The sequence below is a fragment of the Amycolatopsis bartoniae genome, assembly GCF_014191255.1.
Lineage (GTDB): Bacteria > Actinomycetota > Actinomycetes > Mycobacteriales > Pseudonocardiaceae > Amycolatopsis_E > Amycolatopsis_E bartoniae.
This window is the reverse complement of sequence record NZ_JACHWH010000001.1, coordinates 1614224-1640476: the sequence shown is the minus strand read 5'-3', so window position 1 is coordinate 1640476 and position 26253 is coordinate 1614224. Positions and strand designations below refer to the sequence as shown.

Sequence of the window (26253 nt, the reverse complement as noted above, 5' to 3'; positions counted from 1 at the left end):
CGATGAAGCAGCAGATCATCGCCTTCGCGGTCCGGGTGTTGCGGCTGGCCCGCCGCCTGGGCGCGCACGGCCGCGGCAGGCTCGTCGCGTTCGGCCTGCTGTGGCGGCGGTCCCTGCAGTTCCGGGTGACGGCGTCGACGCTCGCGCTGTCCTCGGCGGTGGTGTTCGTGCTGGGCATGGTGCTGCAGAACCAGATCATCACGCGCCTGACCGACACCAAGCGCCAGGCCGCGATCGCGCAGACCCTGCAGGTGGTGGCCACCGCCGAGAACGAGCTGGTCGGCCTCAGCGACCAGGACGCGCTGCCCGACCGGCTGCAGAACGTGCTGAAGAAGATCACCAGCTCGTCCTCGGACGACCAAGGCGCGGGTGCGTCGGCCGCGGGCGCCTTCGAGCCGGTGCTCACCGCGGGCGGGTCCAGCTCGACGGACTCGGCGGGGCCGATCTGGAAGGTGCCCGAGGGGCTGGAGCGGTTCGCCGAGGCCAACCAGGTCGCCTACCAGACGCACACGGTCGACGACGCGGGCGTGCGCACCACCTACCTGATCGTCGCCGCGCCCGTCACCAGCACCGGCAGACCCATTCAGCTGTACCTGCTGTTCCCCATGACGGCGGAGCAGAACACGGTGCAGACGGTGCAGAACACGCTGCTCGTCGGCGGTCTGGTGCTGCTCGTGCTGCTGGCGGGCATCAGCAACATCGTGACGCGGCAGGTCGTGCGGCCGGTCCGGTCGGCCGCGGCCGCCGCCGCCCGGTTCGCCGGGGGTGAGCTGGACGAACGGCTGCCCGTGACGGGCGAGGACGACCTGTCGCGGCTCGCGTTGTCGTACAACGAGATGGCCGCGAGCATCCAGCACCAGATCCGCCAGCTGGAGGACTTCGGCACCCTGCAACGGCGGTTCACCTCGGACGTCTCACACGAGCTGCGCACCCCGCTGACCACGGTCCGGATGGCGGCCGACGTGCTGCACGCGTCCCGCGAGCAGTTCCCCGCCGGGCTCGCCCGCTCCACCGAGCTGCTGGTCGACGAGCTCGACCGGTTCGAGGCGCTGCTGGGCGACCTGCTGGAGATCAGCCGACTCGACGCGGGGGTGGAGGAGCTGGCGGCCGAGCTGATCGACATCGCGCCCATCGCCCGCCGGGCGGTGGAGCAGGTGCGGGCGATCGCGCGCAACGCGGGCACCGACGTGGAGCTGGAGCTGCCGGAAAGCGAGACGCTCGCCGAGATCGACGCCCGGCGTGTGGAGCGGATCCTGCGAAACCTGCTCGCGAACGCCGTCGACCACAGTGAGGGCCGTCCGGTGCGGCTCACCCTCGGTGCGAACGAGCACGCCGTCGCGATCACGGTGCGGGACTACGGGGTCGGCCTGCGGCCCGGCGAGGCGGACCTGGTGTTCAACCGGTTCTGGCGCGCGGACCCGTCACGGAACAGGCGCACCGGCGGCACGGGCCTCGGGCTGGCGATCAGCCACGAGGACGCGCGGCTGCACGGCGGGCTGCTGGAGGCGTGGGGCGCGCCGGGGCACGGCGCGAGCTTCCGGCTCACGTTGCCGCGGCGGCAGGGCGAACCGTTCGGCGAGCCGCCGCTGCCACTCGTGCCCCCGGACGGCCAAGCGGTGAACGGGCAGGCCAGCATCGGTTCCGGCGCGGACTACAGCATCGTCGTGCCGGAGCTGCGCAAGGAGGACGTGGGATGAGAAGGGGCCACCGCCTGCTCGCGGCGCTGGCCGGGGCGCTGCTGGTCGCCGGCTGCGCGACGGTGCCGGAGGAGTCGCAGCCGGTCGCGGTGCAGCAGCAGGAGCTCGGCCAGATCGCCAACCCCGACGTGCCGCAGCCAGCCCGCGACCTCGACCCGCTGACCGTCGCCCGTGACTTCGTGCGCGCCAGCGCGCAGCCGGTGAGCAACAACGCCGCCGCCCGCACGTACCTCGACGACGGGGCGGCGAAGGCGTGGCAGCCGGGCAAGAGCATGAACGTCATCGACGACCAGTTCAACACCGTCTACGCCACCGGCGGGGACGTGCCGAACAACCCGAACGAGCGGGTGGTCGTGGTGCGCGGCACCAACCTCGGGATGCTCGACGCGGACAGCTCCTTCATCCCGTCGAAGAGCCCGTACGAGCTGCGGTTGCTGGTGCGCAAGCAGTCCGACGGGCAGTGGCGGGTGACCAACCCGCCGGCGAGCATCGTCATGCCCTACAGCGACTTCACCGCGAACTACGTACGTGTGCCGGTGTACTTCTTCGCGCAGGACTCGAACACGGTGGTGCCGGACCTGCGTTACGTGGCGGGGAAGCCGCAGCTGGGGCTGCCCGCGCGGGTGGTGTCGCTGCTGCTGTCCGGGCCGTCGAACCAGCTGGTCGGCGCGGTGCGCAGCCCGCTGCCCGAGGACGCGAACATCGAGGGCAACGTGACGGTGACGCCGGACGGGGCGCTGATGGTGCCGCTGACCGGGGTCAGTGACCAGGCGCCGGAGGTCAGGAAGCTGATCGCGGCGCAGATCGTGTTGTCGCTGCAGGCGGTGACCACCAACCGGGTGCGGTTGCTGTCGGACGGGAACGCGCTGGTGGACGGGCACGAGGACTGGCTGCCGAGCGACGTGCCGTCGTACACGTCGCTGGCGTCGCCGGGCCCGGACCTGCCGGGGTTGATGACGGTCAACGGGCGTATCCGTTCACTGGCCGATGGTGCTGCGATTCAGGGTCCTGCGGGGTCGGGCGGGTACCAGGTGGTGAGCGCGGCGCAGTCGATCGACGGCAGGCAGCTGGCGATCGTCGACAACGCGAACGGGCGCCAGCAGTTGCGAATCGGGTCGTACGGGGGTTCGGCGCAGCTGGTGAACCTGTTCGGCGGCACGCTGACGCGCCCGACGTGGCGCCCGACGGCGACGGCGGACGGGACCTCGGGCGAGGTGTGGACGGTGGTCGACGGCGCGGCGGTGGTGCGGGTGCTGCGCACGCCGGACGGCGGCTGGTCCGGGCAGGCCGTGAACGCCGAGGAAGTGCTGGCGGTGGGCCCGATCAGCGCGCTGCGGCTGTCGCGGGACGGCGCCCGGGCGGCGATCGTCGTGAACGGGCAGCTGCTGGTGGCGTCGGTGGTGCGGACGCAGGACGCCGTGACGTTGCGGAGCCCGAGGATCCTGCAGACGGGCACGCTGTCGGACGTGGTGGACGTCGACTGGCTCAGTCAGGACAGCCTGGTGGCGGCCACGACGATGCCGTCGCAGCCGGTGGTGAAGGTGCCCATCGACGGGTTGCGCCTGGACACGTTCAACAGCTCGAACCTGACCCCGCCGGTGTACGCGATCACGGCGGCCCCCGGCCGCCCGATCGTGGTGGCCGACGCGGGCGGCCTGTGGACCGCCTCGGACGTCGGCGAGGTCTGGCGCCCGCACCAAAGCTCCCTCGGCTCCCGGGCGGCGCCGTTCTACCCAGGGTGAGATTGCTGCTGCCGTGGGGCTCTCGGCGGCAAGCCGCCTGAGCTGGGGCGCCCGGTTCTTGGCTGGCTCCTTTCTGCTTGGGCTGGGTCGGTCGGCGCCGCACTGAACGCCCAGCTCTGCCACCTCCAACCCATCACCCGGCTGCGGTGAGGGACAGCACCGCAGCTACTGGATAACCCCCTTCCTCCAGCGTCCGCGCACAGGCGGCGACCGTGGTTCCCGTCGTGATCACGTCGTCCAGCAGGATCAGCGGGGTGCGGGGTGGCGGCAGGCCGCGCGGGTCGAGGCGCAGGCGGCCCGCCAGGTTTGCCGCTCGCTGGGCTCGCGTAAGGCCCACCGCGTCGCGCACTCCCGACGTCAGCCGCAGCGCCGGGGCCACCGCCGCTGACCGGCCCTGTTCCGCCAGCGCCGCCGCGCAGGACCTGGCCAGCCGGCGCATGTGCGGACCTCCCCGCACTCGCGACGCGACCCGCCGCGACGGGACCGGCACCAGCCACCACACCCCGTCGTCGTCCGGGCGCGCCTCAGGCAGGTACGGCAGCGCCGCCGCGAGCACGCCGCCCAGCTGCGGAGCGAGGTCGCGCCGCCCCCGCTCCTTGTACGACAACACCAGCCGCCGCGCGGTGTCCTCGTAGCGGGCCAGCGCGTAGACCCCCGCACCGGCCGTCGGGCCCCGCGCCACCTGCCGCGGCCCGCAGAAGTCCGCCAGACAACCCGGGCAGCACGGCGCACCCGGCGCACCGCAGCCCGCGCACGTCGCCGGCAGCACGAGTTCGAGTACCTGTTCCCCCAGTCCCACGCCCCGCACTCTGCCCGCACCCACCGACAGTTTCGGGCCATCCGGAACAGGCGGTTCACCCACACGGGTGCAATGTTCGGGAACGTCGGTGAAGACCCGCCCGTTGTCCCGGTATGAGGCCGCTCAACGAAGATCCGTCTTCGGCGCAAGCGCCCACCGGGGTGGCACGACCGCCTGCCCCGACGGTCACGCTCGGCCTCTCACGCGCGGAAACCCTTGCGTGTCAAGGTGAAAAGCGCCCCCTCGAAGTGCTCCGATCGAGTCGTCCCAGGTCCGCCGCACCGCGGGGCCGGACGCGCAGGGTGACGGTTTCCCAGCCACTGGCATCCCCCGGCTCGGGGGGTTTTGTGATGCGCGTTACGGGGCTAACGTGCACCGCTATAGCCACTCCGCACGGCAGGGAGGTGAACAGCCGATGACCCTGGTGCCGACGGAAGAGTGAAATCCCCGTGCAGGGCCATCGCGTCGGCACCCTCGTCAAACCCCAAGAGCTCGAACTCAGCTGGAGTCAGGGAGGTCGTGTATGGATATCGTCGTCAAAGGTCGCAACGTGGAGGTTCCCGACCACTACCGCACGCACGTGAGCGCCAAGCTCGCGCGTCTGGAACGGTACGACAAGAAGGTCTTCCGCTACGACGTGGAGCTCTTCCACGAGCCCAACCGACGGCAGGCCAAGAGCTGCCAGCGCGTCGAGATCACCGGTAAGGGCAAGGGCCCCGCGGTCCGCGCCGAGGCGTGCGCCGGCGACTTCTACGCCGCGCTCGACGCCGCCGTGAACAAGCTGGAGAACCGCCTGCGCCGCATGGCCGACCGCCGCCGCGTGCACTACGGGCGACGTTGCCCGGAATCGGTCGCCGAAGCGACCGCCCCCGTCTCCGCCGCTGCCGCCGACGTGCGCATGCCGGCGTCCAGCACCGCCGTGCTCGAAGCCCCCGCCCCCGCTCCGGTGGCGGCCGCCGAGCTCGACGAAGAGACGTTCGACCTGCCCATGCAGCGCTGGGAGGAAGAGCACCGCCCAGGCCGGATCGTGCGCGAGAAGGAGCACTCCGCCAAGCCCATGACCGTCGACCAGGCCCTCTACCAGATGGAGCTGGTCGGACACGACTTCTACCTCTTCCACGACGCCGACGCCGACGCCCCCAGCGTCGTGTACCGGCGGAAGGGCTTCGACTACGGCGTCATCAGACTGCGCTGACTCCCACCTCCCAGCCGCGAACAGCCCGCACGCCCCGCCGCGTGCGGGCTGTTTTCTGCGACCGAAGTCGCGGCGTGCGTGCACTCACCTGTGCCTCTTCCCTACGATGGAGGAGGCGCACGGTCCGCCCGGGAACACGCCTGGGCGCATTTCCACAACAGCTAGTGAGGTCGACCGGATGGTTCTCAACCGCCTGCTGCGCGCGGGCGAGGGCAAGATGCTCAAGCGGCTGCGCAACATCGCCGACCACATCAACTCCCTCGAAGACGAGGTGAAGGACCTCACCGACGCCGAGCTGCGCGCGAAGACCGACGAGTTCCGGAAACGGTACGAGGACGGCGAGTCGCTCGACGAGCTGCTGCCCGAGGCGTTCTCGGTCGCCCGCGAGGCGGCGCTGCGGGTGCTCGGCCAGCGCCCGTACGACGTCCAGCTGATGGGTGGCGCCGCCCTGCACCTCGGTCAGGTCGCCGAGATGAAGACCGGTGAGGGCAAGACCCTGACGTCGGTCATGCCGGTGTACCTCAACGCGCTCTCCGGCAAGGGTGTGCACGTCGTCACCACCAACGACTACCTGGCCAAACGTGACTCGGAGTGGATGGGCCGCGTCCACCGCTTCCTCGGTCTCGAGGTCGGCGCGATCCTCGCCGAGCTGCCGCCGGACGAGCGCCGCAAGGCGTACCACGCCGACATCACCTACGGCACCAACAACGAGTTCGGCTTCGACTACCTGCGCGACAACATGGCGTGGACACTGGACGACTGCGTCCAGCGCGGCCACAACTTCGCCATGGTCGACGAGGTCGACTCGATCCTCATCGACGAGGCCCGTACGCCACTGATCATCTCCGGTCCCGCGGAGCAGTCCGCCCGCTGGTACGTCGAGTTCGCGCGCATGGCGCCGCTGATGAAGAAGGACGTGCACTACGAGGTCGACGAGCGCAAGCGCACCGTCGGCGTCACCGAGAAGGGTGTCGCGTTCGTCGAGGACCAGCTGGGCATCGACAACCTGTACGAGGCCGCGAACACCCCGCTGGTCGGCTACCTCAACAACGCGTTGAAGGCCAAGGAGCTGTACAAGCGCGACAAGGACTACATCGTCCGCAACGGCGAAGTGGTCATCGTCGACGAGTTCACCGGCCGCATCCTGGCCGGTCGCCGCTACAACGAGGGCATGCACCAGGCGATCGAGGCCAAGGAAGGCGTCGAGATCAAGGCCGAGAACCAGACGCTGGCCACGATCACCCTGCAGAACTACTTCCGGCTCTACGACAAGCTCTCGGGTATGACCGGTACGGCCGAGACCGAGGCGGCCGAGTTCCACCAGACCTACAAGCTGGGTGTGGTGCCCATCCCGACCAACCGGCCGATGGTCCGCATGGACCAGACCGACCTGATCTACAAGAGCGAGCCCGCGAAGTTCGAGGCGGTCGCCGACGACATCGCCGAGCGGCACGAGAAGGGCCAGCCGGTGCTGGTCGGCACCACGAGCGTCGAGAAGTCCGAGTACCTGTCGAAGCTGCTGGTCAAGCGCGGGGTGCCGCACGAGGTGCTGAACGCGAAGCACCACGACCGCGAGGCGCTGATCGTCGCGCGCGCCGGGCGCAAGGGCGCGGTCACGGTGGCCACCAACATGGCGGGCCGCGGTACCGACATCGTGCTCGGTGGCAACCCGGACATCATCGCCGACGAGCGGCTGCGCGAGCGCGGGCTGGACCCGGTCGAGCACTCCGAGGCGTACGAGACGGCCTGGCCGAAGGTGCTCGAAGAGGTCAAGGCCGAGGTGAAGGCCGAGGCCGAGGAGGTCCGCGCGGCGGGCGGGCTGTACGTGCTGGGCACCGAGCGGCACGAGTCCCGCCGCATCGACAACCAGCTGCGTGGTCGTTCCGGCCGCCAGGGCGACCCGGGCGAGTCGCGGTTCTACCTGTCGCTGGGCGACGAGCTGATGCGCCGCTTCAACGCGACGATGGTCGAGCGGGTCATGACCACCATGCGGCTGCCGGACGACCAGCCGATCGACCACAAGATGGTGTCGCGCGCGATCAAGAGTGCGCAGACGCAGGTCGAGCAGCAGAACATGGAGATCCGCAAGAACGTCCTCAAGTACGACGAGGTCATGAACGAGCAGCGCAAGGTGATCTACGCCGAGCGCCGCCGCGTGCTGGAGGGCGAGGACCTCTCCGAGCAGATGAAGAACATGCTCAGCGACGTCGTCACCGCGTATGTCCAGGGCGCCACCGCGGGCGGGTACGCCGAGGACTGGGACCACGAGAAGCTGTGGACCGCGTTGCGGCAGCTGTACCCGGTGTCGGTCACCTGGGAGGAGCTGACCGAGGAGGACGAGGACATCAGCTCCGACTTCCTGCTCGACCGGCTGCTGGAGGACGCGCAGGACGCTTACGCGCGGCGCGAAGCCGAGATCGACGAGAAGGTCGGCGAGGGCGCGATGCGGCAGCTGGAGCGGCAGGTGCTGCTGTCGGTGCTGGACCGCAAGTGGCGTGAGCACCTCTACGAGATGGACTACCTCAAGGAGGGCATCGGCATGCGGGCGCTCGCGCAGCGGGACCCGCTGATCGAGTACCAGCGTGAGGGCTTCGAGATGTTCACCGCCATGCTGGACTCGTTGAAGGAGGAGGCGGTCGGCTTCCTGTTCAACCTGCAGGTCGAGCAGGCGGAGCCGCAGCAGGCGCCGCCGGCGCAGTCCCCGGCCGCGGTCCCGGCGGCTTCGGGTGCGTCCGGTGCTTCCGGTGGTCGGCACGCCCAGCCGACCCCGCCGCAGCCCCAGCCCGAACCGGCGCGCCCGCAGGCGCCGACCGCGTTGCGGGGCAAGGGCCTCGGCGACGACGGCAACGGGCAGAGCGGCCTGTCCTTCTCGGGTCCGGCGGAACAGGGCGGAGTCCAGCGCCGCGGCGCGGCGGCGAAGCCGTCGGGCGGAGCGGCCGCCACGGCGGGCGCCGCGGGCGGCACGCGCCGCGAACGCCGCGCGGCAGCGCGCGCGGACGCGAAGCGGGACAAGAAGGGCAACCGCTGAGGTTCCTTTCGAGGCCGGAGGGCTCTTCCCTGGTGGGAAGGGCCCTTTCGGTTTTGGGGTGGTGAACAGCTGAGTCCTTCGGACGGATAGCGGCCTTGGGACGTGCGTGCTCGGGGCTCGCTTCGGACGTGGGCGGTGACGGCGGGGGCCGGAGTTGGGTGACCGAGGGCAGTAGCCGGGTGAACTCGCGCCACTCGGGCGGGTGGTGGCGTCCTGGACGGTTGCAGGCCTTCGCGGCCATGGCGCTCCGGGGCGATGGCATGGGCGTGCGGGGACGCTTGTGCCACTCCGTCGGGTGGTGAGGGCTTGGTGGATGGCTGAGGCAGGCGTGACCGAGACGCCAGCGCGTGAGCCGGTGCCACTCCATCGGATAGCGGCGGTGCCTCGGAGCCGGGGAGTTGGGCGTGCGAGTGCGGCCGAGCCACTCTGGCAGGTGGCGATGGCGCGGTGAACAGCTGAGTCCGTGCCACTCGGGTAGCGGAGGCCGAAACCCGCAGTGGGCACGCGGATGCGCCCCTGCCACTCCGTTGGGTGGCAGGGCGGTGCGGGCGCCCACTCGAGCGTGGTAGCCCGGCACGGCACGGTGGTCCAGCCGCGGTCGCCCAGGGGGCTGCTGCGGCTGCCCGGCCTCGTGCGAACTGCCGCCTCGGCAAGCCCGCGCCCGCTCCAGCCCGCCGAGGCCAGCCCCGAAGGGCACCGCGGCTGGCCGACCTCCTGCAAACCCCCGGCGGCCCGCGCCCCACCGAGAACCCCATCACCGCGCCCCCAGGCGGATGATCTCGAAGAACACGCAGCGCCACCCTGACCCGGCCAGTTCGAAGCGCGCCATGACGGCGTGGGTGCGCGTGCCCGTGGTCGCCGTGACGCCGACCTCGTACGACGTGGGCGTGATGGCGCAGCTCCGCAGGCTCTTCACCGTGAACCGAACGTTGCGGAGCGGCCTCCACAGGCCCAGTTGCGCGTACAGCTGCGCCCCCACCAGGCCCTGCACCTGGCTCACTGGCCGCCGGCCCGTGCGGACCTCCAGGATGGCGTTCACGACCGACCTCGCGTGCCCCGTCGGCAGTCCCTCGCCCGGCCTGCCCCGCCTCGGGCGCGGCACCCGCGCCGCGCCCAGCTCCAGCGTCAGCTGCCCGCCGACCTCCACGAACCTGTGCAGGTCACGAAGCGGCTCGTACTCTCTCAGCGGCAGAAGCCCCTGCATCTTTCCCCCAGAACGCTCGAAACGTGCGTCCGTCAGGAGGTCCACCCCGCAACCCCGCGGTCCCGCTGTCCCCGATCCAGTGACGACTATCGTCGGGCCATGCTGAACGGGCTGGTCGTCGACTACGCCGGGGTCCTCACCGACCCCGACGCCGCCGCGCTGTTCACCGCCATCGAGGACCTGCGCGACCGCGGCGTGCGCACCGCGCTGCTGTCCAACGCCGCGGGCGGCGGCACCGCCAGGGACCGCCTCGGCCGCTGGTTCGACGCGCTCGTGTTCTCCGGCGAGGTCGGGTACGTCAAACCCATGCCGCAGATCTACCTGCTCACCGCCGAACAGCTCGGACTACCCGCCACGGCCTGCGTCTTCGTCGACGACTCACGTTCCAATGTGGACGGTGCTGTCAAGACGGGCATGGTCGGCGTCCACCACACCGCCGTCGCCGCGACGCTCACCGAGCTGGGCGCGTTGTTCCCCGCCTGACCAGGTCGAAGCACAGCACCGCCGCCGCGGCCGACACGTTCAGCGACTCCACCTCGCCGGGCATCGGGATCGACAGCCAGCCCGTCAGCAGCTCCGCCACGTCCTCGGACACCCCAGCCGTCTCGCCGCCCAGCACGAACGCCGCCCGCGCCGGGAACTCCGCCTCGAACAGCGGCTCGCCCCCGCTCGCGCCCAGGCCGTACAGCCGGTACCCCGCGTCCGACAACATGGTCGCCGCCTCGGCCGCCGTCGCGCAGCGCAGGACCGGCGCCCGGAACGCCACCCCCGCCGACGCCTTCACCACCAGCGGGTCCAGCGACGCGACACCCCGCCGCGGCACCACGACGCCGTCGATCCCGGCGGCCGTCGCCGTGCGCAGGATCATCCCGACGTTCGCCGGGGTGGTGATGCCGTCCAGCACGAGTACCCGCGGCGGCAAGGGCGCCTTCGCCAGCGCCGCCGACAGCGGCCGCATCCGGGGCGCGACGACGTCCGCGAGCACGCCCTGGTCCTGCTTCCCATTACCCGCCAGCACCTTCACGCGGTGCGCGCTCGCCCGCTGCACCGGCACCCCGGCCTGGCGCGCGGCCCGTTCGATTTCCGGCGCCCGGGCCGTGTCGGCCAGTATCACCTTGTCGACCCGCAGGTCCGGGTCGTCGAGCGCCTCCAGCACCGGCTTGCGGCCGTACACGGTCAGGAAGCGGTCCTTCGGGGAGACAGTCTCTTGCACAGGCACCAGTAGACCAGGCTGTGAAACGATCGCCTCATGCCCGACCGCCTATCCGCGCTCGACGCCTCCTTCCTGTACCTGGAGGACGCGGCCACCCCGATGCACGTCGGCGCAGTGGCGGTGTTCGAGCGCCCGCGTGACGGGTTCGACCACGAGCAGCTGCTGTGCCTGGTCGCGCAGCGCCTGGCCTACCTGCCGCGCTACCGGCAGCGGGTGCTGAACGTCCCGGGGCACCTGGCCCGGCCGGTGTGGGTCGACGACGTGGACTTCGACCTCCAATACCACGTCCGCCGCTCCGCGCTGCCGGCTCCGGGCAGCGACGAGCAGCTGTTCGACCTGGTCGCGCGGTTGATGGCGCGGCCGATGGACTCCGAGCGCCCGCTGTGGGAGGCGTACTTCGTCGAAGGGCTGTCCGGCGATCGCGTCGCGCTGGTCACCAAGACCCACCAGGCCGTGGTCGACGGCATCGGCACCGTCGAGCTGGGCCAGCTCATCCTCGACACCACACCCCAGCTGTGCGAGCCGTACGAGGACACCTGGCGGCCGCGCCGCCCGCCGTCGAACGCCCAGCTGGTGCTCGACGCGGTCAGCGAGACGGTGCAGCAGCCGGGCGCGCTGGTCGAGAACGTGCGGGCGTTCGTCGGGGACGCGGCCGCCACGGCGGGCAAGCTCGCCGACGCCGTGGGTGGGCTGGCCTCGGTGCTGGGGCCGCTCGTGCGGCCCGCTCCGGCCGGGCCGCTGAACACCCATGTCAGCGGTGGCCGGGTGTTCGCGGTGGTCCGCACCCGCCTGGAGGACTACCGCAAGATCCGCGCCCAACACGGGGGAACGGTCAACGACGTCGTACTCGCCGTCGTCACCGGTGCCCTGCGTGAGTGGCTGCTCTCGCGCGGAGAAAGCGTGCAGGTCAGCAGCACCCTGCGGGCGCTCGTGCCGATGGCGGTGCTCGAACCCGGCACGGTCGAGTTCTCCCCGGCCGGGCTGGTGAACAACGAGGTGGAGGCCCACCTGGTGGACCTGCCGGTGGGCGAGCCGAACCCGGTGCTGCGGCTGCAGCACATCAGCCACGCCATGCGCCGCTACACCGACTCCGGCCGCTCGGTCGCGGCGCGTGCCATGCTGAAGGTGGGCGGCTTCGCGCCGGCGACGATGCATTCGCTGGCGGCGCGGGCCGCCGGGTCGTTCTCCGGCCGCATCTTCAACCTGGTGGTCACCAATTCACCGGGCCCGCAGCAGCCGCTGTACGCGGGGCAGGCGAGGATGACGGAGATGTACCCGGTGATCCCGCTGGCGCGCAACCAGGCGCTGGCCATCGGGGTCACGTCCTACGCCGGGAAGGTCTACTTCGGACTGAACGGCGACCGGAAGGCCGTGTCCGACGTGGGCCACCTGGCCGGGATGGTCGAGGATTCGCTGGACGAACTGAAGGGGACGAACTGGTGAGGGTCTATCTGCCGGCCACGATCGGGATGCTGCGCAGGCTCGTCTCCGACGGCGAGCTGCAGCCGCTCGGCGGCACCGGGTTCGCGCTCACCCCGGCGCTGCGCGAGTCCTACGTCAGCGGTGACACGGAGGAGCTGGAGTACGCCGCGCTGCTCGACGCGGCCCGCGCGTCCCTGCGGCTGCTCGGCGACGAGGAGAAGGAGCCGCCGCGCCGCGTCGTGCTGTCGGTGGACGTGGCGGACGCGACGCCGCGGCCGGACCTGGACGCCGCCGTGGTGAAGATCTCCGGGCCCATCGGGCTGGAGGACGTCGCCGCGGTGCACGTGGACACCGAGGAGGCCGAGGAGGCGGTCCGCTCGGCGGCGGCGGTGATCGACGCCGCGGACCTCGGGGACCTCGACGCGGAGTTCGCGCTGGGCGAAGCCGAGGACCACGAACTGGCCTGGTACGCGCCTCAGGAGCTGCCGTTCCTGCTCGAATTGCTTTAGCGTGAGGTGATGGACGCCGTCACGAACGTGCCCCAGCCGTCGAACGAACCCGTCCTGACCTACGCGCCCGGGACGCCCGAGCGCGAGTCGCTGCGGCGGCGGCTGGCGGAGCTCGAAGCCGAGAAGCACGAGCTGCCCCAGACCATCGGCGGCCGCCGCCGGATGGGCGGGGGAGACGCGTTCGAGGTGGTGCAGCCGCACGACCACGGGCACGTGCTGGGAGTCTCCGCGCAGGCCACCCCCGAGGACGTGGCGGACGCCGTCGAGGCGGCGAAGGTCGCCGCGCCCGGCTGGCGTGCGCTGCCGTTCGACGAGCGCGCCGCGGTCTTCCTGCGGGCCGCGGAGCTGATCGCGGGCCGCTACCGGGACACGCTCAACGCCGCGACCATGCTCGGGCAGTCGAAGTCCGTGCAGCAGGCCGAGATCGACGCCGCCTGCGAGCTGATCGACTTCCTGCGGTTCAACGTCCACTACGCGCGCCGCATCCTGGCCGAGCAGCCGAACTCCGTGCCCGGCAGCTGGAACCGGATGGACTACCGGCCGCTCGACGGGTTCGTCGTCGCGATCACCCCGTTCAACTTCACGGCCATCGCGGGCAACCTGCCGACGGCCCCGGCGCTCATGGGCAACACGGTGGTGTGGAAGCCGACGCCGACGCAGCAGCTCGCCGCGCACTACACGATGCAGGTGTTCGAGGAGGCCGGCCTGCCTCCGGGGGTGATCAACCTGGTGACGGGCGACGGTCGTGCGGTCAGCGAGGTCGCGCTCGCCGACCCCGGGTTCGCCGGGCTGCACTTCACCGGTTCGACCGCGACGTTCAAGCTGCTGTGGCGGCGGATCGCGGAGAACCTCGACACCTACCGCAGCTACCCGCGGATCGTCGGCGAGACGGGCGGCAAGGACTTCGTCGTCGCGCACGCGTCCGCGAACCGGGAGAAGCTGCTGGCCGCGCTGGTGCGGGGCGCTTTCGAGTACCAGGGCCAGAAGTGCTCGGCCGCCTCTCGCGCGTACGTGCCGCGTTCCTTGTGGGACAACGGTTTCCGCGACGAGCTGGCCGACCTGACGCGCACGGTGGAATACGGCGACGTCACGGATCTCTCGTTGTTCGGCGGCGCGGTGATCGACGCGCGGGCGTTCGCGAAGCACCGCAAGCTACTGTCCGAAGTGGATGGTGATCCGGCCATGCACCTGCTCGTCGGCGGGCACTGCGACGACTCGGTGGGGTACTTCGTCGAGCCCACGGTGCTGGTGGCCGACGACCCCGCGCACGAGGTGTTCTCCACCGAGTACTTCGGCCCGATCCTCGCCGTCCACGTGTACGACGACGGCGACTACGCGCGGATCCTGGAGCACGCCGACACGGTGTCGCAGTACGCGCTGACCGGTGCGGTGTTCGCCGACGACCGGGCCGCGGTGCAGCAGGCGCACGAGGCGCTGCGGTTCACCGCTGGCAACTTCTACGTCAACGACAAGCCAACGGGTTCGGTCGTGGGGCAGCAGCCGTTCGGCGGTTCGCGCGGCTCGGGCACCAACGACAAGGCGGGTTCGATGTTCAACCTGCTGCGCTGGACGAGCCCGCGTTCGATCAAGGAGACGTTCGACGCCCCGACGGGCGTCGGCTACCCGCACATGGGGTAGCCGGCGCCCGGGGAAGTCAGTTGGGCAGCTCGATGTCGCCGACCTCGTCGGCGGGCGGCGCCTGCACGTCGACCGGGATGCCCCAGTCGGTGTACTTCATGGTGAGCGTCATGTTCTGGGTCGAGGCCGGAGCACCTGCGGCGCGCATCAGCTCGGTCATGTCCTCGGTGATCTGCACCGGCAGCAGGTCCTCGTTCAGCCAGAGCTGCATCGGGACCGTCTTGACCTTGCTCGCCATCCCCTGCAGCTGAGCCTGCGAGAGCCCGGACTGAGCGAGCTTGTCGACCGACTTGGCGACGTCGACGTCGATCCAGTAGTGCGTGGCGGGCTTGCCGTCGAGGGTCTCCTGCGCGCTCCGGGTGATCGTCCCGGCTTCCTGGATCTGCTGGAGCATCTGCTTCGGGTCGTTCTGCTGCGCCTGCGCGGCGCCCATCACCTTGCTGAAGTTGCTGTTCTCGGGGAACTGGCCCCACGGCTTGCCCGACGTGAGCTGGTCGCGGTACTGCTCCGGCACCTGGAGGTAGATCTTCTTGCCGACGTAGAGCATCTCCTCGTCGATCCCGCTGGCGGTCATCGACATGCGCATCGCGGTGTTGTCGCCGTCGAAGCGGCCTTCGCCCTGACCGGTGACCGGCTGGCCGGCGACCGTCATGGTCATCGAGAACTTCGCCGACTTCACCTGGTCGGTCTCACCCGTGGCGGCGCGGACCAGCTCCTGCGCGTTGTCGAAGAGGTGCCCGTCGCCGCTCGGGGTACCGGAGACCGCGCGGGCGCCGCAGCCGGTCAGCGTCAGGACGAGCGCCAGCGTGGCCACGGCCAGGCCGGGTCTTTTTCTCATGTGCAGCCCCATCTCGTGAAAAGAACGTGAAGTGGGGCTCATATTTTCAGATTGGAAGTGCGCCGGTGTGATCAGGATCCCGTTGTTCAGGTTTCCAGACCGGCGCGCGAGGCCAGCAGCCGGCGCAGTGAGGGCAGCCGCCGCTGTTCCGGGACCTCGTCGAGCATGCAGTCGGGGTCCTCGGGCGGGCCGAGGTGGCCGCAGCCGGGCGGGCACTCCTCGGCCGCTTCCGTGAACTCCGGGAACGCCGAAACGATGTCGTCCGCCGTGATGTGCGCCAGGCCGAACGACCGCACGCCCGGGGTGTCGATCACCCAGCCGCCGCCGGGCAGGGGCAGCGCGACGGCCGCCACCGACGTGTGGCGCCCCTTGCCGACGGCGCTCACCGCGCCCGTCGCGAGGAAGGCGTCCGGCACCAGGCGGTTGACCAAAGTCGACTTGCCGACTCCGGAGTGGCCGACGAGTGCCGACACCCGGCCCCGGACCGTCTCGACGACCTCGCGCACCTCTTCGTCGTGCCTGGTCACCAGCGTCGGCACGGCCAGCTCGGCGTAGCGCGCCAGCAGCTCGTCCGGGCTCGCCAGGTCGGCCTTCGTCAGGCACAGCACGGGTTGCAGGCCCCCGGCGTAGCAGGCGACGAGACAGCGGTCGATGAACCCGGTGCGCGGCGGCGGATCCGCGAGCGCGGTGACGATGAGCAGCTGCTCCGCGTTCGCGACCACGATCCGCTCGTACGGGTCGGTGTCGTCGGCGGTCCGGCGCAGCAGGCTCGACCTGTCCTCGACCCGGACGATCCGCGCCAGCGTGTCCGGCTTGCCGCTCACGTCCCCGACCACCCCGACGCGGTCACCCACGACGATGGGGGTGCGGCCGAGCTCGCGGGCGCGCATCGCGGTCACGAGCCGGTCCGGATCGGCGTCCACGGCGCAGGTCCAGCGCCCCCGATCGACCGCGACCACCATCGCCGCGGTCGCGTCGGCGTGCTCCGGACGAAGCTTGCTACGGGGTCGCGAGCCACGCCCGGGCCGCACGTGCACGTCGCTTTCGTCGAGCCTGCGCCAGTCGCTGCCTGCCAAACCGGGTCTCCCTCCGGCGAGTGTGTCAAGCACGATGATCCCTGATGTGTGGAACGATGGACCCTCCAGCACCGGTGTGAAGGAGTTGGCGAGATGTGCGGCCGCTATGCCGCCACCAAGAACCCCGCGGACCTGGTCCGGGAGTTCGACGCGGTGGACGAGACGGGCGGGCAGGCCCGGGACGCGGACTACAACGTCGCGCCCACCAAGAACGTGGTCACGGTGGTGCAGCGCCACCCGCGTGACGCCGACGGCCAGGTCCTGGCCGACGAGCCCCCCGTGCGCAGCCTGCGAGTGATGCGCTGGGGCCTGGTGCCGTTCTGGGCGAAGGACCCGTCGGTGGGCAACCGCATGATCAACACCCGGGCGGAGACGGCCACCGAGAAGCCGGCGTTCAAGAAGGCGCTGGCCCGGCGCCGCTGCCTCGTGCCCGCCGACGGCTGGTACGAGTGGCGCAAGACCGGCAAGAAGAAGGAGCCGTTCTACATGACCGGCCCCGACCTCGCCTTCGCCGGGATCTGGGAGAGCTGGCGCGACCCGAAGAACGACGAGGCCGACCCGCTGATCACGTTCTCCATCATGACCACGGACGCGATCGGCAGGCTCACCGACATCCACGACCGGATGCCGCTGCTCATGCCGAAGGACTCCTGGGCGAGCTGGCTCGACCCGGACCGCGACGAGGTCGGCGAGCTGCTCACACCGCCGGGTGAACTGGTGGACACGTTGGAGCTACGGCCGATCTCCGACCGGGTCAACAACGTCCGCAACAACGGGCCCGAGCTGCTGGACCGCGTCGAGGAAGGACAGGCCGACCTCGACACGGCGCTGTTCGACCTGCCGAAATGACATGACCCGGATAGAGATCGACACCCCGCACGGCCCGGCCCGGGCGGAGCTGCACTGCGCCGAGGAGGGGCAGGCCGTGCTCCTGCTCGGGCACGGCGCGGGCGGCGGTACCGACGCGAAGGACCTGGTCGCGGTCACCCGTGCGGCGCAGGCCGTGGGCGTCGACGTGGCGCTGGTGGAGCAGCCCTACCGCGTCGCGGGCCGCCGCGCGCCCGCCCCGGCGAAGCAGCTCGACGCGGCGTGGCTCGCCGTCGCCGAGGAGCTGGCCGAGCGGTTCGACGGCATGCCGCAGGTGTTCGGCGGCCGGTCGTCGGGCGCCCGCGTGGCGTGCCGGACGGCGGCCGCGGGGCAGGCGGCGGCCGTGCTGTGCCTGGCGTTTCCGGAGCACCCGCCGGGCAAGCCGGAGAAGTCGCGGCAGGCCGAGCTGGACGCGGTCGAGGTGCCGGTGCTGGTCGTGCAGGGGGAGACCGACCCGTTCGGCAGGCCGCAGGCGGGCCCGCACCACGAGGTCGTCGTCATCCCCGGCACGCACGCGCTGGACAAGGACCTGGACGCACTGGCCCGGATCACATCGGAGTGGCTGACCAGGGTGCTGCGGCCGCTGCTTTAGGAGTCCAGCGCCGCGAGGATGTCCGCGGGCTCCGAGCGGGTGGTGTAGTCGGGGTGGACGTCGATCCAGCGGATCGTGCCGTCGGCGTCGACGAGCACCGTCGTGGTCAGCGGGAGGTCCGCGGTGCCGTCGGCGTTGCCCTCGGTGATGTCCACGCCGAGCTTGGCCTGGCCCGCGCGGGCGCCGTCGCCGAGGGTGAACACGATGCCCAGCTGCCGCGCGATCTGGTTGCCCGGATCCGACAGCACCGCGTACGAGAGGTCGTGCTTCTCCGCCAGCGACAGTGACTCGTCCGGTTTCTGCGGGCTGATCGCGACGAGCGCGACGCCGAGGGTCTCGAGCTCGCCGACGAGTTCTTCCTGGTAGGCGCGCAGCGTGACGTTGCAGTACGGGCACCACGCGCCGCGGTAGAAGACGACCACCGCCCGGCGTCCAGCCGTGGTCTCGCTCAGCGTGGTCGGTTTGCCGTGGACGTCGAGCAGGTCGCCGTCGGGCATCGCGGTGCCCGGCGTGGCCACTCCGGCCGGCACGCCCCGGCCGACGATGCGCGCCAGCTCAGCGTCGAACGCCGTCGTGACCTCGGCGGGGAGGTTTGCGTCCGCCTGCTTGCGCACCGCGGCTGTCCGGTCCGCGATCGTCCTGTCGTTGCTCATGCCTGCTCCCAAGATTGGATTATGCTATCCACTCTGCGCGTCATGGAATGGATAGTCAAGTCCAGAATTCGGTAGGGTGGCGGATATGAGCACGTCACCGCCGCTGACCACGAAGGGCCAGGCCACCCGGGACCGGATCGTGCGCGCCGCGGCGGACCTGATGTTCCGGCACGGCGTCGCGGGCACCAGCACGCCGGCGATCCGGGACGCGGCGGGGGTCAGCTCGTCGCAGATCTACCACTACTTCGCCGACAAGGACGCCCTGACCAGGGCGGTCATCGAGTACCAGACGGAGGCGATCGTGGGCGCCCAGTCGGCGCTGCTGAGCAGGCTCGACAGCGTCGCGGCGCTGCGGGCGTGGCGGGACGTCGTGGTGAACGCGGTGCGGGACCTGGACTGCGTCGGCGGCTGCCCGCTGGGGTCGCTGGCCAGCGAGCTGGCCGACCAGGACCCCGGCGCCCGCGCGGCGCTCGCGGACAGCTTCTCCCGCTGGGCGGGTGCCATCCGCGACGGCCTCCGGCACATGGTCGACGCCCGCGTGCTGCGGCCGGAGGCCGACCCGGACAAGCTCTCGCTGGCGATGCTCGCCGCGCTGCAGGGCGGCTTGCTGCTGGCGCAGGCGCAACGCGACCCGGCCGCGCTGGAAGCCGCGCTCGACACGATGATCGAGCGGATCGAGCAGCAGGCAGCCCGCTAGTCCCCGGAGTGGCCCCAGAAGTAGACCTCTTCAGGGCTGCCGTTCCGGTGGATCACCACGCTCCGGCCGCTCCAGCTCTCACCCTCCAGGGCGGCGAGCGCGCCTGCCTGCTGAACGCGCTCGAAGTCGGCGGCGGACGGCTGCCGGGTGCCGAACACCTGGTCGAGCTCCCTGGCGCTCAGCGGGCGGATCGCGCTGAAGCTGTCCTCGGTGGCTACGCCACGCACGTCGAGGATGCTGTGCGTGCCCACGTCCCAGAACTCCTCGGCCTCCATCGCCTCGTCGAGTTCGGCCAAGGTCGTGGGCCGGGGAACCGTTTCGCCTGCGTCGAACTCCTCCCACGGCCAGAGGTAATCACCGCTGGCCAGAGCCCGTTCCCGCACCGCGATGAGTGTCGCGTCGACGCTGCCCGCATACGGTGCGCGATAGTCCCAACCTGACGCTCCCATGGAGCCCCCTCGTCCTTGCTGGACGCGGCGGCTAGTCCGCCGCGATGTTCGCGATCTTCGCGCCCGTCAGGCGGACCAGGTCGGCCGGGGCCAGTTCCAGTTCCAGCCCTCGTCGGCCGCCCGAGCAGAAGATCGTCTCGAAGCCCTCCGCCGACGCGTCGATCACCACCGCCAGGCGGCTGCGTTGCCCGAGCGGGGAGATGCCGCCCAGGACGTAGCCCGTGGCCCGCTGCGCGGCGGCCGCCTCCGCCATCTTCGCCCGCTTGCCGCCCGCCGCGGCTGCCAGCGCCTTCAGGTCCAGCTGGCCCGTCACCGGCACCACGCCGACCGTGAGCTTGCCGTCCACGTCCGCGACCAGCGTCTTGAACACGCGCGCCGGCTCGACGCCGAGCGCCTCGGCGGCCTCCAGGCCGTACGACTCGTGCTTCGGGTCGTGTTCGTACGTGTGCAACCGGTGCGCGACCTTCTGCTTCACCAGCACCGCGGTCGCCGGGGTTCCCTTGCCTGCCATCGTTGCCGCAGCTTATTCGTTCTTGCGCCGGACGGGGGAATGCAGGCCGGTGCCGTGCCGTTATGCGGGGTGTGATGACGAAGCTTGCTCATCCGGGCGGCAGGGTCCAGGACGTCACCCGTCCTGGTCGGCCCGCCGTGCCAGGCCAGCCCAAGGGCCCCCGCGTATCCTCGAAGCTGTCCTACGCTTACGGGGAAGGGAAAGGTTTGCCGAGCACGCCGAACGACGCGACACCGGAGCCTGCTGCTGACGACCAGGAGCAGGTCGAAGAACGCGCCGAGCGCTTCGAGCGGGACGCGATGCCGCTGCTGGACCAGCTGTACTCGGCCGCCATGCGGATGACCCGCAACCCGGCGGACGCCGAGGACCTGGTGCAGGAGACCTACCTGAAGGCGTACGGGGCGTTCAACTCCTTCAAGGAGGGCACGAACCTCAAGGCCTGGATGTACCGCATCCTGACCAACACCTACATCAACGGCTACCGCAAGCGCCAGCGTCAGCCGGTGCAGCAGCCGACCGAGGAGATCACCGACTGGCAGATCGCCCAGGCGGAGAGCCACACCTCCAGCGGCTTGCGTTCGGCCGAGGTCGAGGCCATGGACCGGCTGCCCGACAGCGATGTCAAGCAGGCGTTGCAGCAGCTGCCCGAGGAGTTCCGCCTGGCGGTCTACCTCGCCGACGTCGAGGGTTTCGCGTACAAGGAAATCGCCGAGATCATGGACACTCCCATCGGCACCGTCATGTCCCGGTTGCACCGGGGCCGGGCGCAGCTGCGGAACCTGCTGGCCGGCGTCGCGCGCGAGCGGGGCTTCATCCGGGGCGCTCAGCAGGAGGTGGCGCAGTGAACCCGTGTGAGTCCGAGTCCGGCAAGGACAAGGTCAAGTGCGAGGAGGCGCTCGCCGAGATCTACCTGCTACTGGACCGCGAGTGCAGTCCGGAGCGGGACGCCGAGCTGCGGCGGCACATCGAGGACTGCCCGCCGTGCCTCGAGGAGTACGGCATCGACGAGGCGCTCAAGCAGCTGCTCGCCCGCAAGTGCGGTGGTGACGCCGCCCCGGCGGAGCTGAAGCAGAAGCTGCGCGCGTCGTTCCGCCGGACGGTGGAGGTGAGCGGCGGGGTGACCGTCGAGCGCACCGAGGTCAGCATCGAGCAGCGCGACTGAGCTGAGGACGCGGAAAGGCCCCGGCGGGATTCCGCCGGGGCCTTTCGCTCGCCTGGGAACTCAGGCGTTGGGCTTCTTGCCGTGGTTCGCGCCGTTCTTCTTCCGGTCGCGACGCTTACGGGCACGCTTCGACATGTGTCTGCTCCTCGAGTGTAGCTTGCTCCCCCCAGTGTGGCAGGCCGCGCCCGGGCTGTGCCGACCCGGTCCGCTCTGGTTGTATGGAAGCGATGTCCACACTTTCCGACCTGCTCGCCGAGAACACCGGCCTGTCGGGTGAAGCCGCCGACCACCTGCAGGCCGTGGTGGCCGAGTGGCAGCTGCTCGCGGACCTGTCGTTCGCCGACTTCCTGCTGTGGGTGCCGGTCTCCAAGGAACTGACCGCCCAGGGCGGCGACTTCGTGTGCGTCGCGCAGGCGCGGCCCACCACGGCCCCGACGGCGCACCCGGAGGACGTCGTCGGCACGCGGTTCACGGTCGACGAGCACCCGCAGCTGGCGCGCGCGATGCGGGAGGTGCGGATCTGCCGCGAGGAGGACCCGCACTGGTACCGCGACCTGCCGATGCGCCGTGAAGCGGTGCCGGTGTCGTTCGGGGGCAACGTCATCGCGGTGCTGAGCCGGGAGACGAACCTGGCCGCGCCGCGGGTGCCGAGCCCGCTGGAGGTCGCGTACCTCGGCAGCGCTGGTGACCTGTGCCAGATGATCGCGGACGGCACGTTCCCCAGCCCGGACTCGCAGAGCGACGTGCACACCAGCCCGCGGGTCGGGGACGGGCTGATCCGCCTCGACTCGGCGGGCAACGTGGTGTACGTGAGCCCCAACGGGCTGTCGGCGTACCACCGGATGGGGCACGAGTCCGACCTGGTGGGCACGCGGCTCGCGCCGTTGACTCGCTCGCTGATCCGTGACCCGTTCGACGCCACCGAGGTCGCGCACCGCATCCTCGACGCACTCGACGGCAAGCCGGGCAGCCGCACGGAGGCCGATTCGCGGCGGGGAGCCGTGGTGTTGTTCCGCGCCCTGCCGCTGCGCCCGCACGGCCAGCCCGCGGGCGCGCTGGTGCTGGTGCGGGACGTGACGGAGGTCAAGCGGCGGGACAGGGCGCTCCTGTCGAAGGACGCGACCATCCGCGAGATCCACCACCGGGTGAAGAACAACCTCCAGACGGTGGCGGCGCTGCTGCGCCTGCAGTCCCGCCGGACGAACAGCGAGGAGGCGCGCCTGGCGCTGACGGAGTCGGTGCGCCGGGTGTCGTCGATCGCGATGGTGCACGAGGCGCTGTCGGTGTCCGTGGACGAGCGGGTCGACCTCGACCAGCTGCTGGACAAGGTGCTGCCGATGGTCGGCGAGGTCGCCACGGCCGAGTCGCGGGTGAGCTTCCGGCGGACGGGGTCGTTCGGCGTGGTGGTGGCCGAGATCGCGACGCCACTGGTGATGGTGCTGGCGGAGCTGGTGCAGAACGCGGTGGAGCACGCCTTCCCCGACGGGCGGCCGGGCCGCGTGGAGATCGCCGTGTCCCGCTCGGCGCGGTGGCTGGACGTGCTGATCCGCGACAACGGGCGCGGGCTGCCGGCGGGGTTCTCGCTGGAGCGCGCCGACGGGCTGGGGCTGCAGATCGTGCGGACCCTGATCGAGTCGGAGCTGCGGGGCTCGCTGTCGTTGAAGGGCCTGCGCGAGGGCGAGGCCCGTGGCACGGAAGCCGCGCTGCGGATCCCGCTGAGCCGCCGGTTGTGAGCTGAAAGCGTCGTCGAAACGGACCCCGGACACGCCAGAGGGCCGGTACCCGGATAGGGGGTACCGGCCCTCTGCAGCGTTCTACAGGCGGACTCGGAAGTCCTCGGCGGGTGTTTCGCCGGACCCGGTGCCGGGGTCCGCGAAGCCGCGCCGTATCGTGGCAATCAGGCGTTGCTGCGCGTGCCGATGTGAGCGCGGCGGCGCTTGAGGGCGCGACGCTCGTCCTCACTCATGCCGCCCCACACGCCGGCGTCCTGACCACTGGCCAAAGCCCAGGCCAGGCAGTCGGAGGCGACGGTGCAGCGGTGGCACACGGCCTTCGCCTCGGCGACCTGCAGCAGAGCGGGACCGCTGTTGCCCACGGGGAAGAACAGCTCCGGGTCCTCGTCTCGGCAGGCAGCGTCGTGGCGCCAGTCCATTTCTGTGAGCTCCTTCTAATGGGCGCAGTGTGATGCGCCACAGTCGTCATGGCGGTCGTGTTTCTGGGTGCTTGTGAATGCTTTCACGAGACACCGCTTTCGACAAGGATTTTTTCGTGATCGGTGAGTCAGCTCACCTGGTCGGGCGACCGGGCTGACCTGCGGTTTCTCTCCGAAACAGTGTTCCGGGGGGAAGCGCTGTGCGGTGAGCGGGGCCTTGGTGTCGACGAGCGGCAAGTTGCACTTTGCCGCGAACGATCACCCCGGAAGCCCCTCCGCGCGCTCACCCGGCGACGAGGACCGTCAGCGCGTGTGAGACGCTGGTGAACTCGACGCGGGTCCGCTTGCCCAGCGGATCGCCGTCCACCTGGAAGTTTACCGGCTGTTCAGCTTCCACGCGCAGCTCCGCGAGGTCGTCGTACCGCAGGAGCCGGCGTCCCCGGTGCTTCGCCTCGGCCCGCAGCGCCTGCCGCACGTGGCGGTAGACGGTCGGCAGGCTCAGCGCGGTCAGCGCGAACAGGCCCAGTCCGGTGTCGAACGACGTGCCGGTGTTCAGGTGGACCGGCCGCGGGCCCAGGTAGCTCCACGGATCGGTGTTGGAGACGAACGCCGTGCGCACCTCGACGGGCTCCTCGCCCGGCACGTGCACCGTGAGCGGCTCGCGGCCCAGCGGCGGGCGGAAGTAGCAGGCCACGGCCGAACGCAGGTAGAGCAGGGCGTTGGTCTGCTTGCCCCGGCGGTCCGCGACCGTGGTCACGACGTCGGCGTCCCAGCCGAGCCCCGCGTTGAAGGTGAACCAGCGTCCGTCGGCGCGGCCGAGCCCCACCGACCGGCTCTGCCCGCCCTCGATGGCCCGCAGCAGCTGGTGCGTGGCCTCCACCGGGTCGCGCGAGACGCCGAGGGCGCGCGCGAACACGTTGGCCGAGCCGCCCGGCACGACGCCGAGCGCGGGCGCGTCGCCGGGCCCGTCGGAGAGCAGGCCGTTGACGACCTCGTTGACCGTGCCGTCACCGCCGTGGGCCACGACCAGGTCGATGCCCTCACGGGCGGCGTCGCGCGCCACCGCGAGCGCGTGCCCGGGGTAGTCGGTCTCGACCACCTCGAGCTTGACCTGGCTCGCCAAGGCGTGTGCCAGCACATCGCGGCCGCCCGCCGTGGTGGACGTGGCCCGGGGGTTGACGACGAGAATCGCGCGCACTCCCGCAGGGTAGGTCAACCGCGGGGCACCGGCGGGCCGCGGAGTTGCAAGTCACGGGGAACCGATCCGAGTGCCGGTAGACCTCCCATCGCTTCCGCAGGGCCGTTCGTCGTGACAAGTGCACCCGGGCCGACCGCCCGCTCGCCGACGACATACAGATCTTGACCCGGACGGCCGCGGTTCGAAAACGGCCGACCGGGTGGCATAGCATCGATGGTGCTCACACAAGGTCACCAACCGCAGGTGGAAGGCGTTTTCCCGTGTCGATCAAGGACAAGATCGCTCCGGCGCCGCGCGAGGTCCGGCTCGCCGGGCTCGCCACCGCGCTGCCGGGCCTGGGCCTGCTGGTGTTCGGCGTGCTGGTGCTCGTGGCTTCGGGCACCTCCGACGTGCCCCGCAACAACGTCCTCGCCGAGGCCGCGTTCTACGTCGTGTTCGCGCTCGCCGTGCTCGGCTGCGCCGCGGGGCTCGCGATGGGTCAGACGTGGGCCCGCACGCCGGGCTTGGTGGTGGGGCTCATCACCGTCGGTGTCGGCTGGTACCTGACCGGGCCGTCCGGGCTCCCCGGGCCGGGGGTGCCGGTCATCCTCGTCGGCGTGGCGATCCTCGTGCTGCTGTTCCGGCAGCCTTCGCGGGCGTGGGCGCTGGGCCAGCGGCCGGACGAGACCGAGGAGGAGGCCGCCGAGCGCGGTGGCCTCGAAGGCCGTGCGGCCCGTCGTGAGCGTGGGGACTCCTAGGCCGACGGGCTGACGAGCTCCTCCGCGACCCACTTCGCCACGCCGACGGGGTACGGCGACGGCAGGCCGAGGACGACGTGCCGGAAACCGGCGTCGGTCGCTTCCGCTATCGCCTCCCGCGTGGCGGCCGGGCGGTCGTAGGAGACGCCAAGGTGGATCGAGCGCGTGATCGTCGCGGGGTCACGGCCGATCTCCGTGCAGTAGCGGTCCAGCAGCGCGCTGCGGCTGACGACGTCCTCGATGTCGCCGCCCGGGATGTTCCACACGTCGGCGTGCTCGGCGACCACGCGCAGCGTCGCCGACGAGCGGCCGCCGATCACGATCGGCGGGTGGGGGCGCTGGACGGGCTTCGGGTTGCCGAACGCGCCGCTGAGCCGGACGTGGGCGCCCTCGTGGTCGAACGGCTCGTCCTCGGTCCACAGCCGCCGGATGACCGTGCAGGCTTCGGCGAGGCTCTCGACGGCCGTCTTCGTGTCGTGGAAGGGCAGGCCGTGTGCCTCGTACTCGCGCCGGGCCAGCGGGTGACCGGGGCGCGAGCCCACGCCGATCCCGAAGTCGAGCCGGCCGCCCGAGACGACGTCGACCGTCGTGGCGATCTTGGCCAGCATCGCGGGCGGCCGGAAGCGGTTGCTGGTCACCAACAGCCCGAGGCGCAGCCGCTCGGTCTGCGCGGCCAGCGCCGAGAGCAGCGTCCAGCCCTCGAAGATCGGCCCGTCCGGGTCGCCGCCGATCGGCATGAGGTGGTCGAACAGCCAGGCGTGCTCGATTTCGGGGATCGCGTCCGCCTCGCGCCAGACTCGCTGGAGGTCGGGGTAGCCGACCTGCATGGGCGCGGTCGCGATGCCGAAGCTGACCTGGGACATGGTTCCTCCGT

27 protein-coding genes are annotated in these 26253 nt (G+C 71.1%); 15 read left to right on the top strand and 12 right to left on the bottom strand.

Annotated features, from left to right (window positions below; all coding sequences use genetic code 11):
• The first annotated feature begins 2 nt into the window (after nt 1-2).
• On the top strand, nt 3-1697 hold the full coding sequence (mtrB, locus tag FHX82_RS07910) for an MtrAB system histidine kinase MtrB (protein WP_221215355.1): 1695 nt from the start codon (nt 3-5) through the stop codon (nt 1695-1697).
• A complete protein-coding gene (locus FHX82_RS07905; RefSeq protein ID WP_145935851.1) occupies nt 1694-3439 on the top strand; it encodes an LpqB family beta-propeller domain-containing protein in 1746 nt (581 codons plus the stop codon). The genes mtrB and FHX82_RS07905 overlap by 4 nt, the downstream gene beginning before the upstream one ends.
• 133 nt (nt 3440-3572) lie before the next feature.
• On the opposite strand, the gene FHX82_RS07900 is transcribed toward FHX82_RS07905, so the two are convergent.
• Complete coding sequence (locus FHX82_RS07900; protein ID WP_145935891.1) at nt 3573-4232, bottom strand: ComF family protein; 660 nt, start codon at nt 4230-4232, stop codon at nt 3573-3575.
• 529 nt (nt 4233-4761) lie between these two features.
• Here FHX82_RS07900 and hpf point away from each other — a divergent pair.
• Complete coding sequence (gene hpf / locus FHX82_RS07895) at nt 4762-5433, top strand: ribosome hibernation-promoting factor, HPF/YfiA family (RefSeq protein WP_145935850.1); 672 nt, start codon at nt 4762-4764, stop codon at nt 5431-5433.
• A gap of 178 nt (nt 5434-5611) precedes the next feature.
• Complete coding sequence (gene secA, locus FHX82_RS07890) at nt 5612-8461, top strand: preprotein translocase subunit SecA (RefSeq protein ID WP_145935849.1); 2850 nt, start codon at nt 5612-5614, stop codon at nt 8459-8461.
• 754 nt (nt 8462-9215) lie between these two features.
• Here the strand turns inward: secA and FHX82_RS07885 are convergent.
• Nucleotides 9216-9665, bottom strand: coding sequence for an Rv3235 family protein (locus tag FHX82_RS07885; protein WP_145935848.1), 450 nt, complete (start codon nt 9663-9665; stop codon nt 9216-9218).
• A 99-nt stretch (nt 9666-9764) separates the two neighbouring features.
• Here FHX82_RS07885 and FHX82_RS07880 point away from each other — a divergent pair, with 99 nt between their 5' ends.
• Nucleotides 9765-10148, top strand: coding sequence for an HAD-IA family hydrolase (locus FHX82_RS07880; protein ID WP_145935847.1), 384 nt, complete (start codon nt 9765-9767; stop codon nt 10146-10148).
• Here FHX82_RS07880 and FHX82_RS07875 read toward each other — a convergent pair.
• Nucleotides 10117-10878: a TrmH family RNA methyltransferase gene (locus FHX82_RS07875; RefSeq protein ID WP_373308586.1), complete on the bottom strand. Its 762-nt coding sequence runs from the start codon at nt 10876-10878 to the stop codon at nt 10117-10119. The two genes, FHX82_RS07880 and FHX82_RS07875, sit on opposite strands and share 32 nt — an antisense overlap.
• 36 nt (nt 10879-10914) lie before the next feature.
• On the opposite strand from FHX82_RS07875, the gene FHX82_RS07870 reads away from it, so the two are divergent.
• The 3 genes from FHX82_RS07870 to pruA are packed head-to-tail and all read left to right on the top strand — an operon-like array spanning nt 10915 to nt 14447.
• A complete protein-coding gene (locus FHX82_RS07870; protein WP_145935845.1) occupies nt 10915-12321 on the top strand; it encodes a WS/DGAT/MGAT family O-acyltransferase in 1407 nt (468 codons plus the stop codon).
• Entirely contained in the window at nt 12318-12809 is a 492-nt protein-coding gene (locus tag FHX82_RS07865) for a DUF6912 family protein (RefSeq protein ID WP_145935844.1), read from the top strand. The genes FHX82_RS07870 and FHX82_RS07865 overlap by 4 nt, the downstream gene beginning before the upstream one ends.
• A 9-nt stretch (nt 12810-12818) precedes the next feature.
• The gene (gene pruA / locus FHX82_RS07860; RefSeq protein ID WP_145935843.1) at nt 12819-14447 is read left to right on the top strand and encodes an L-glutamate gamma-semialdehyde dehydrogenase; all 1629 of its coding nucleotides are present in this window, start codon (nt 12819-12821) and stop codon (nt 14445-14447) included.
• Nucleotides 14448-14463: 16 nt separating this feature from the next.
• Here the strand turns inward: pruA and FHX82_RS07855 are convergent, their stop codons facing one another.
• The gene (locus FHX82_RS07855) at nt 14464-15285 is read right to left on the bottom strand and encodes an SCO4651 family lipoprotein (protein WP_183176514.1); all 822 of its coding nucleotides are present in this window, start codon (nt 15283-15285) and stop codon (nt 14464-14466) included.
• A gap of 86 nt (nt 15286-15371) precedes the next feature.
• Nucleotides 15372-16361: a ribosome small subunit-dependent GTPase A gene (gene rsgA / locus FHX82_RS07850; protein ID WP_145935841.1), complete on the bottom strand. Its 990-nt coding sequence runs from the start codon at nt 16359-16361 to the stop codon at nt 15372-15374.
• A gap of 93 nt (nt 16362-16454) precedes the next feature.
• Here rsgA and FHX82_RS07845 point away from each other — a divergent pair, with 93 nt between their 5' ends.
• Both FHX82_RS07845 and FHX82_RS07840 read left to right on the top strand, forming a co-directional pair.
• Nucleotides 16455-17210, top strand: a complete 756-nt coding sequence (locus tag FHX82_RS07845) for an SOS response-associated peptidase (RefSeq protein WP_145935840.1) — start codon at nt 16455-16457, stop codon at nt 17208-17210.
• A gap of 1 nt (nt 17211) precedes the next feature.
• Nucleotides 17212-17820 (top strand): alpha/beta hydrolase family protein, encoded by a 609-nt coding sequence (locus FHX82_RS07840; protein WP_145935839.1) that lies wholly within the window; start codon nt 17212-17214, stop codon nt 17818-17820.
• Here FHX82_RS07840 and FHX82_RS07835 read toward each other — a convergent pair.
• Nucleotides 17817-18473: a peroxiredoxin-like family protein gene (locus tag FHX82_RS07835; RefSeq protein WP_145935838.1), complete on the bottom strand. Its 657-nt coding sequence runs from the start codon at nt 18471-18473 to the stop codon at nt 17817-17819. The genes FHX82_RS07840 and FHX82_RS07835 overlap by 4 nt on opposite strands.
• Nucleotides 18474-18558: 85 nt before the next feature.
• On the opposite strand from FHX82_RS07835, the gene FHX82_RS07830 reads away from it, so the two are divergent.
• Nucleotides 18559-19170, top strand: a complete 612-nt coding sequence (locus FHX82_RS07830; RefSeq protein ID WP_145935837.1) for a TetR/AcrR family transcriptional regulator — start codon at nt 18559-18561, stop codon at nt 19168-19170.
• Here the strand turns inward: FHX82_RS07830 and FHX82_RS07825 are convergent.
• Nucleotides 19167-19619 carry a hypothetical protein gene (locus FHX82_RS07825; RefSeq protein ID WP_145935836.1) on the bottom strand — a complete coding sequence of 151 codons (453 nt, stop codon included), beginning with the start codon at nt 19617-19619 and terminating at the stop codon, nt 19167-19169. The two genes, FHX82_RS07830 and FHX82_RS07825, sit on opposite strands and share 4 nt — an antisense overlap.
• 31 nt (nt 19620-19650) lie before the next feature.
• Complete coding sequence (ybaK, locus tag FHX82_RS07820; RefSeq protein ID WP_145935835.1) at nt 19651-20130, bottom strand: Cys-tRNA(Pro) deacylase; 480 nt, start codon at nt 20128-20130, stop codon at nt 19651-19653.
• 206 nt (nt 20131-20336) lie between these two features.
• On the opposite strand from ybaK, the gene FHX82_RS07815 reads away from it, so the two are divergent.
• Nucleotides 20337-20975: a sigma-70 family RNA polymerase sigma factor gene (locus FHX82_RS07815; RefSeq protein ID WP_145935834.1), complete on the top strand. Its 639-nt coding sequence runs from the start codon at nt 20337-20339 to the stop codon at nt 20973-20975.
• Complete coding sequence (gene rsrA / locus FHX82_RS07810; protein WP_145935833.1) at nt 20972-21292, top strand: mycothiol system anti-sigma-R factor; 321 nt, start codon at nt 20972-20974, stop codon at nt 21290-21292. Before FHX82_RS07815 ends, rsrA begins: the two co-directional genes overlap by 4 nt.
• A gap of 60 nt (nt 21293-21352) precedes the next feature.
• Here the strand turns inward: rsrA and FHX82_RS37975 are convergent, their stop codons facing one another.
• Entirely contained in the window at nt 21353-21427 is a 75-nt protein-coding gene (locus FHX82_RS37975) for a 50S ribosomal protein bL37 (RefSeq protein ID WP_098515123.1), read from the bottom strand.
• Between the two features lie 92 nt (nt 21428-21519).
• Between FHX82_RS37975 and FHX82_RS07805 the strand changes: the two genes are divergently transcribed.
• Entirely contained in the window at nt 21520-23025 is a 1506-nt protein-coding gene (locus FHX82_RS07805; RefSeq protein ID WP_145935832.1) for a sensor histidine kinase, read from the top strand.
• A gap of 164 nt (nt 23026-23189) precedes the next feature.
• Here the strand turns inward: FHX82_RS07805 and FHX82_RS07800 are convergent, their stop codons facing one another.
• Nucleotides 23190-23444, bottom strand: coding sequence for a WhiB family transcriptional regulator (locus tag FHX82_RS07800; RefSeq protein WP_091513803.1), 255 nt, complete (start codon nt 23442-23444; stop codon nt 23190-23192).
• A gap of 283 nt (nt 23445-23727) precedes the next feature.
• Entirely contained in the window at nt 23728-24642 is a 915-nt protein-coding gene (locus tag FHX82_RS07795; RefSeq protein WP_145935831.1) for a diacylglycerol/lipid kinase family protein, read from the bottom strand.
• A 260-nt stretch (nt 24643-24902) separates the two neighbouring features.
• On the opposite strand from FHX82_RS07795, the gene FHX82_RS07790 reads away from it, so the two are divergent.
• The gene (locus tag FHX82_RS07790) at nt 24903-25379 is read left to right on the top strand and encodes a hypothetical protein (RefSeq protein ID WP_183176513.1); all 477 of its coding nucleotides are present in this window, start codon (nt 24903-24905) and stop codon (nt 25377-25379) included.
• Here the strand turns inward: FHX82_RS07790 and FHX82_RS07785 are convergent.
• The gene (locus tag FHX82_RS07785) at nt 25376-26242 is read right to left on the bottom strand and encodes an LLM class flavin-dependent oxidoreductase (protein WP_145935830.1); all 867 of its coding nucleotides are present in this window, start codon (nt 26240-26242) and stop codon (nt 25376-25378) included. The genes FHX82_RS07790 and FHX82_RS07785 overlap by 4 nt on opposite strands.
• Between the last annotated feature and the right edge of the window lie 11 nt (nt 26243-26253).

Coding starts and splice junctions, on each gene's coding strand:
- FHX82_RS07845 (WP_145935840.1), top strand. CDS start 16,455: ATGTGCGGCCGCTATGCCGCCACCAAGAACCCCGCGGACCTGGTCCGG.
- FHX82_RS07825 (WP_145935836.1), bottom strand. CDS start 19,619: ATGGGAGCGTCAGGTTGGGACTATCGCGCACCGTATGCGGGCAGCGTC.
- secA (WP_145935849.1), top strand. CDS start 5,612: ATGGTTCTCAACCGCCTGCTGCGCGCGGGCGAGGGCAAGATGCTCAAG.
- FHX82_RS07835 (WP_145935838.1), bottom strand. CDS start 18,473: ATGAGCAACGACAGGACGATCGCGGACCGGACAGCCGCGGTGCGCAAG.
- FHX82_RS07905 (WP_145935851.1), top strand. CDS start 1,694: ATGAGAAGGGGCCACCGCCTGCTCGCGGCGCTGGCCGGGGCGCTGCTG.
- FHX82_RS07785 (WP_145935830.1), bottom strand. CDS start 26,242: ATGTCCCAGGTCAGCTTCGGCATCGCGACCGCGCCCATGCAGGTCGGC.
- FHX82_RS07830 (WP_145935837.1), top strand. CDS start 18,559: ATGAGCACGTCACCGCCGCTGACCACGAAGGGCCAGGCCACCCGGGAC.
- FHX82_RS07805 (WP_145935832.1), top strand. CDS start 21,520: ATGTCCACACTTTCCGACCTGCTCGCCGAGAACACCGGCCTGTCGGGT.
- FHX82_RS07800 (WP_091513803.1), bottom strand. CDS start 23,444: ATGGACTGGCGCCACGACGCTGCCTGCCGAGACGAGGACCCGGAGCTG.
- FHX82_RS07855 (WP_183176514.1), bottom strand. CDS start 15,285: ATGAGAAAAAGACCCGGCCTGGCCGTGGCCACGCTGGCGCTCGTCCTG.
- FHX82_RS07870 (WP_145935845.1), top strand. CDS start 10,915: ATGCCCGACCGCCTATCCGCGCTCGACGCCTCCTTCCTGTACCTGGAG.
- ybaK (WP_145935835.1), bottom strand. CDS start 20,130: ATGGCAGGCAAGGGAACCCCGGCGACCGCGGTGCTGGTGAAGCAGAAG.
- pruA (WP_145935843.1), top strand. CDS start 12,819: ATGGACGCCGTCACGAACGTGCCCCAGCCGTCGAACGAACCCGTCCTG.
- FHX82_RS07885 (WP_145935848.1), bottom strand. CDS start 9,665: ATGCAGGGGCTTCTGCCGCTGAGAGAGTACGAGCCGCTTCGTGACCTG.
- hpf (WP_145935850.1), top strand. CDS start 4,762: ATGGATATCGTCGTCAAAGGTCGCAACGTGGAGGTTCCCGACCACTAC.
- FHX82_RS07840 (WP_145935839.1), top strand. CDS start 17,212: ATGACCCGGATAGAGATCGACACCCCGCACGGCCCGGCCCGGGCGGAG.
- mtrB (WP_221215355.1), top strand. CDS start 3: ATGAAGCAGCAGATCATCGCCTTCGCGGTCCGGGTGTTGCGGCTGGCC.
- FHX82_RS07880 (WP_145935847.1), top strand. CDS start 9,765: ATGCTGAACGGGCTGGTCGTCGACTACGCCGGGGTCCTCACCGACCCC.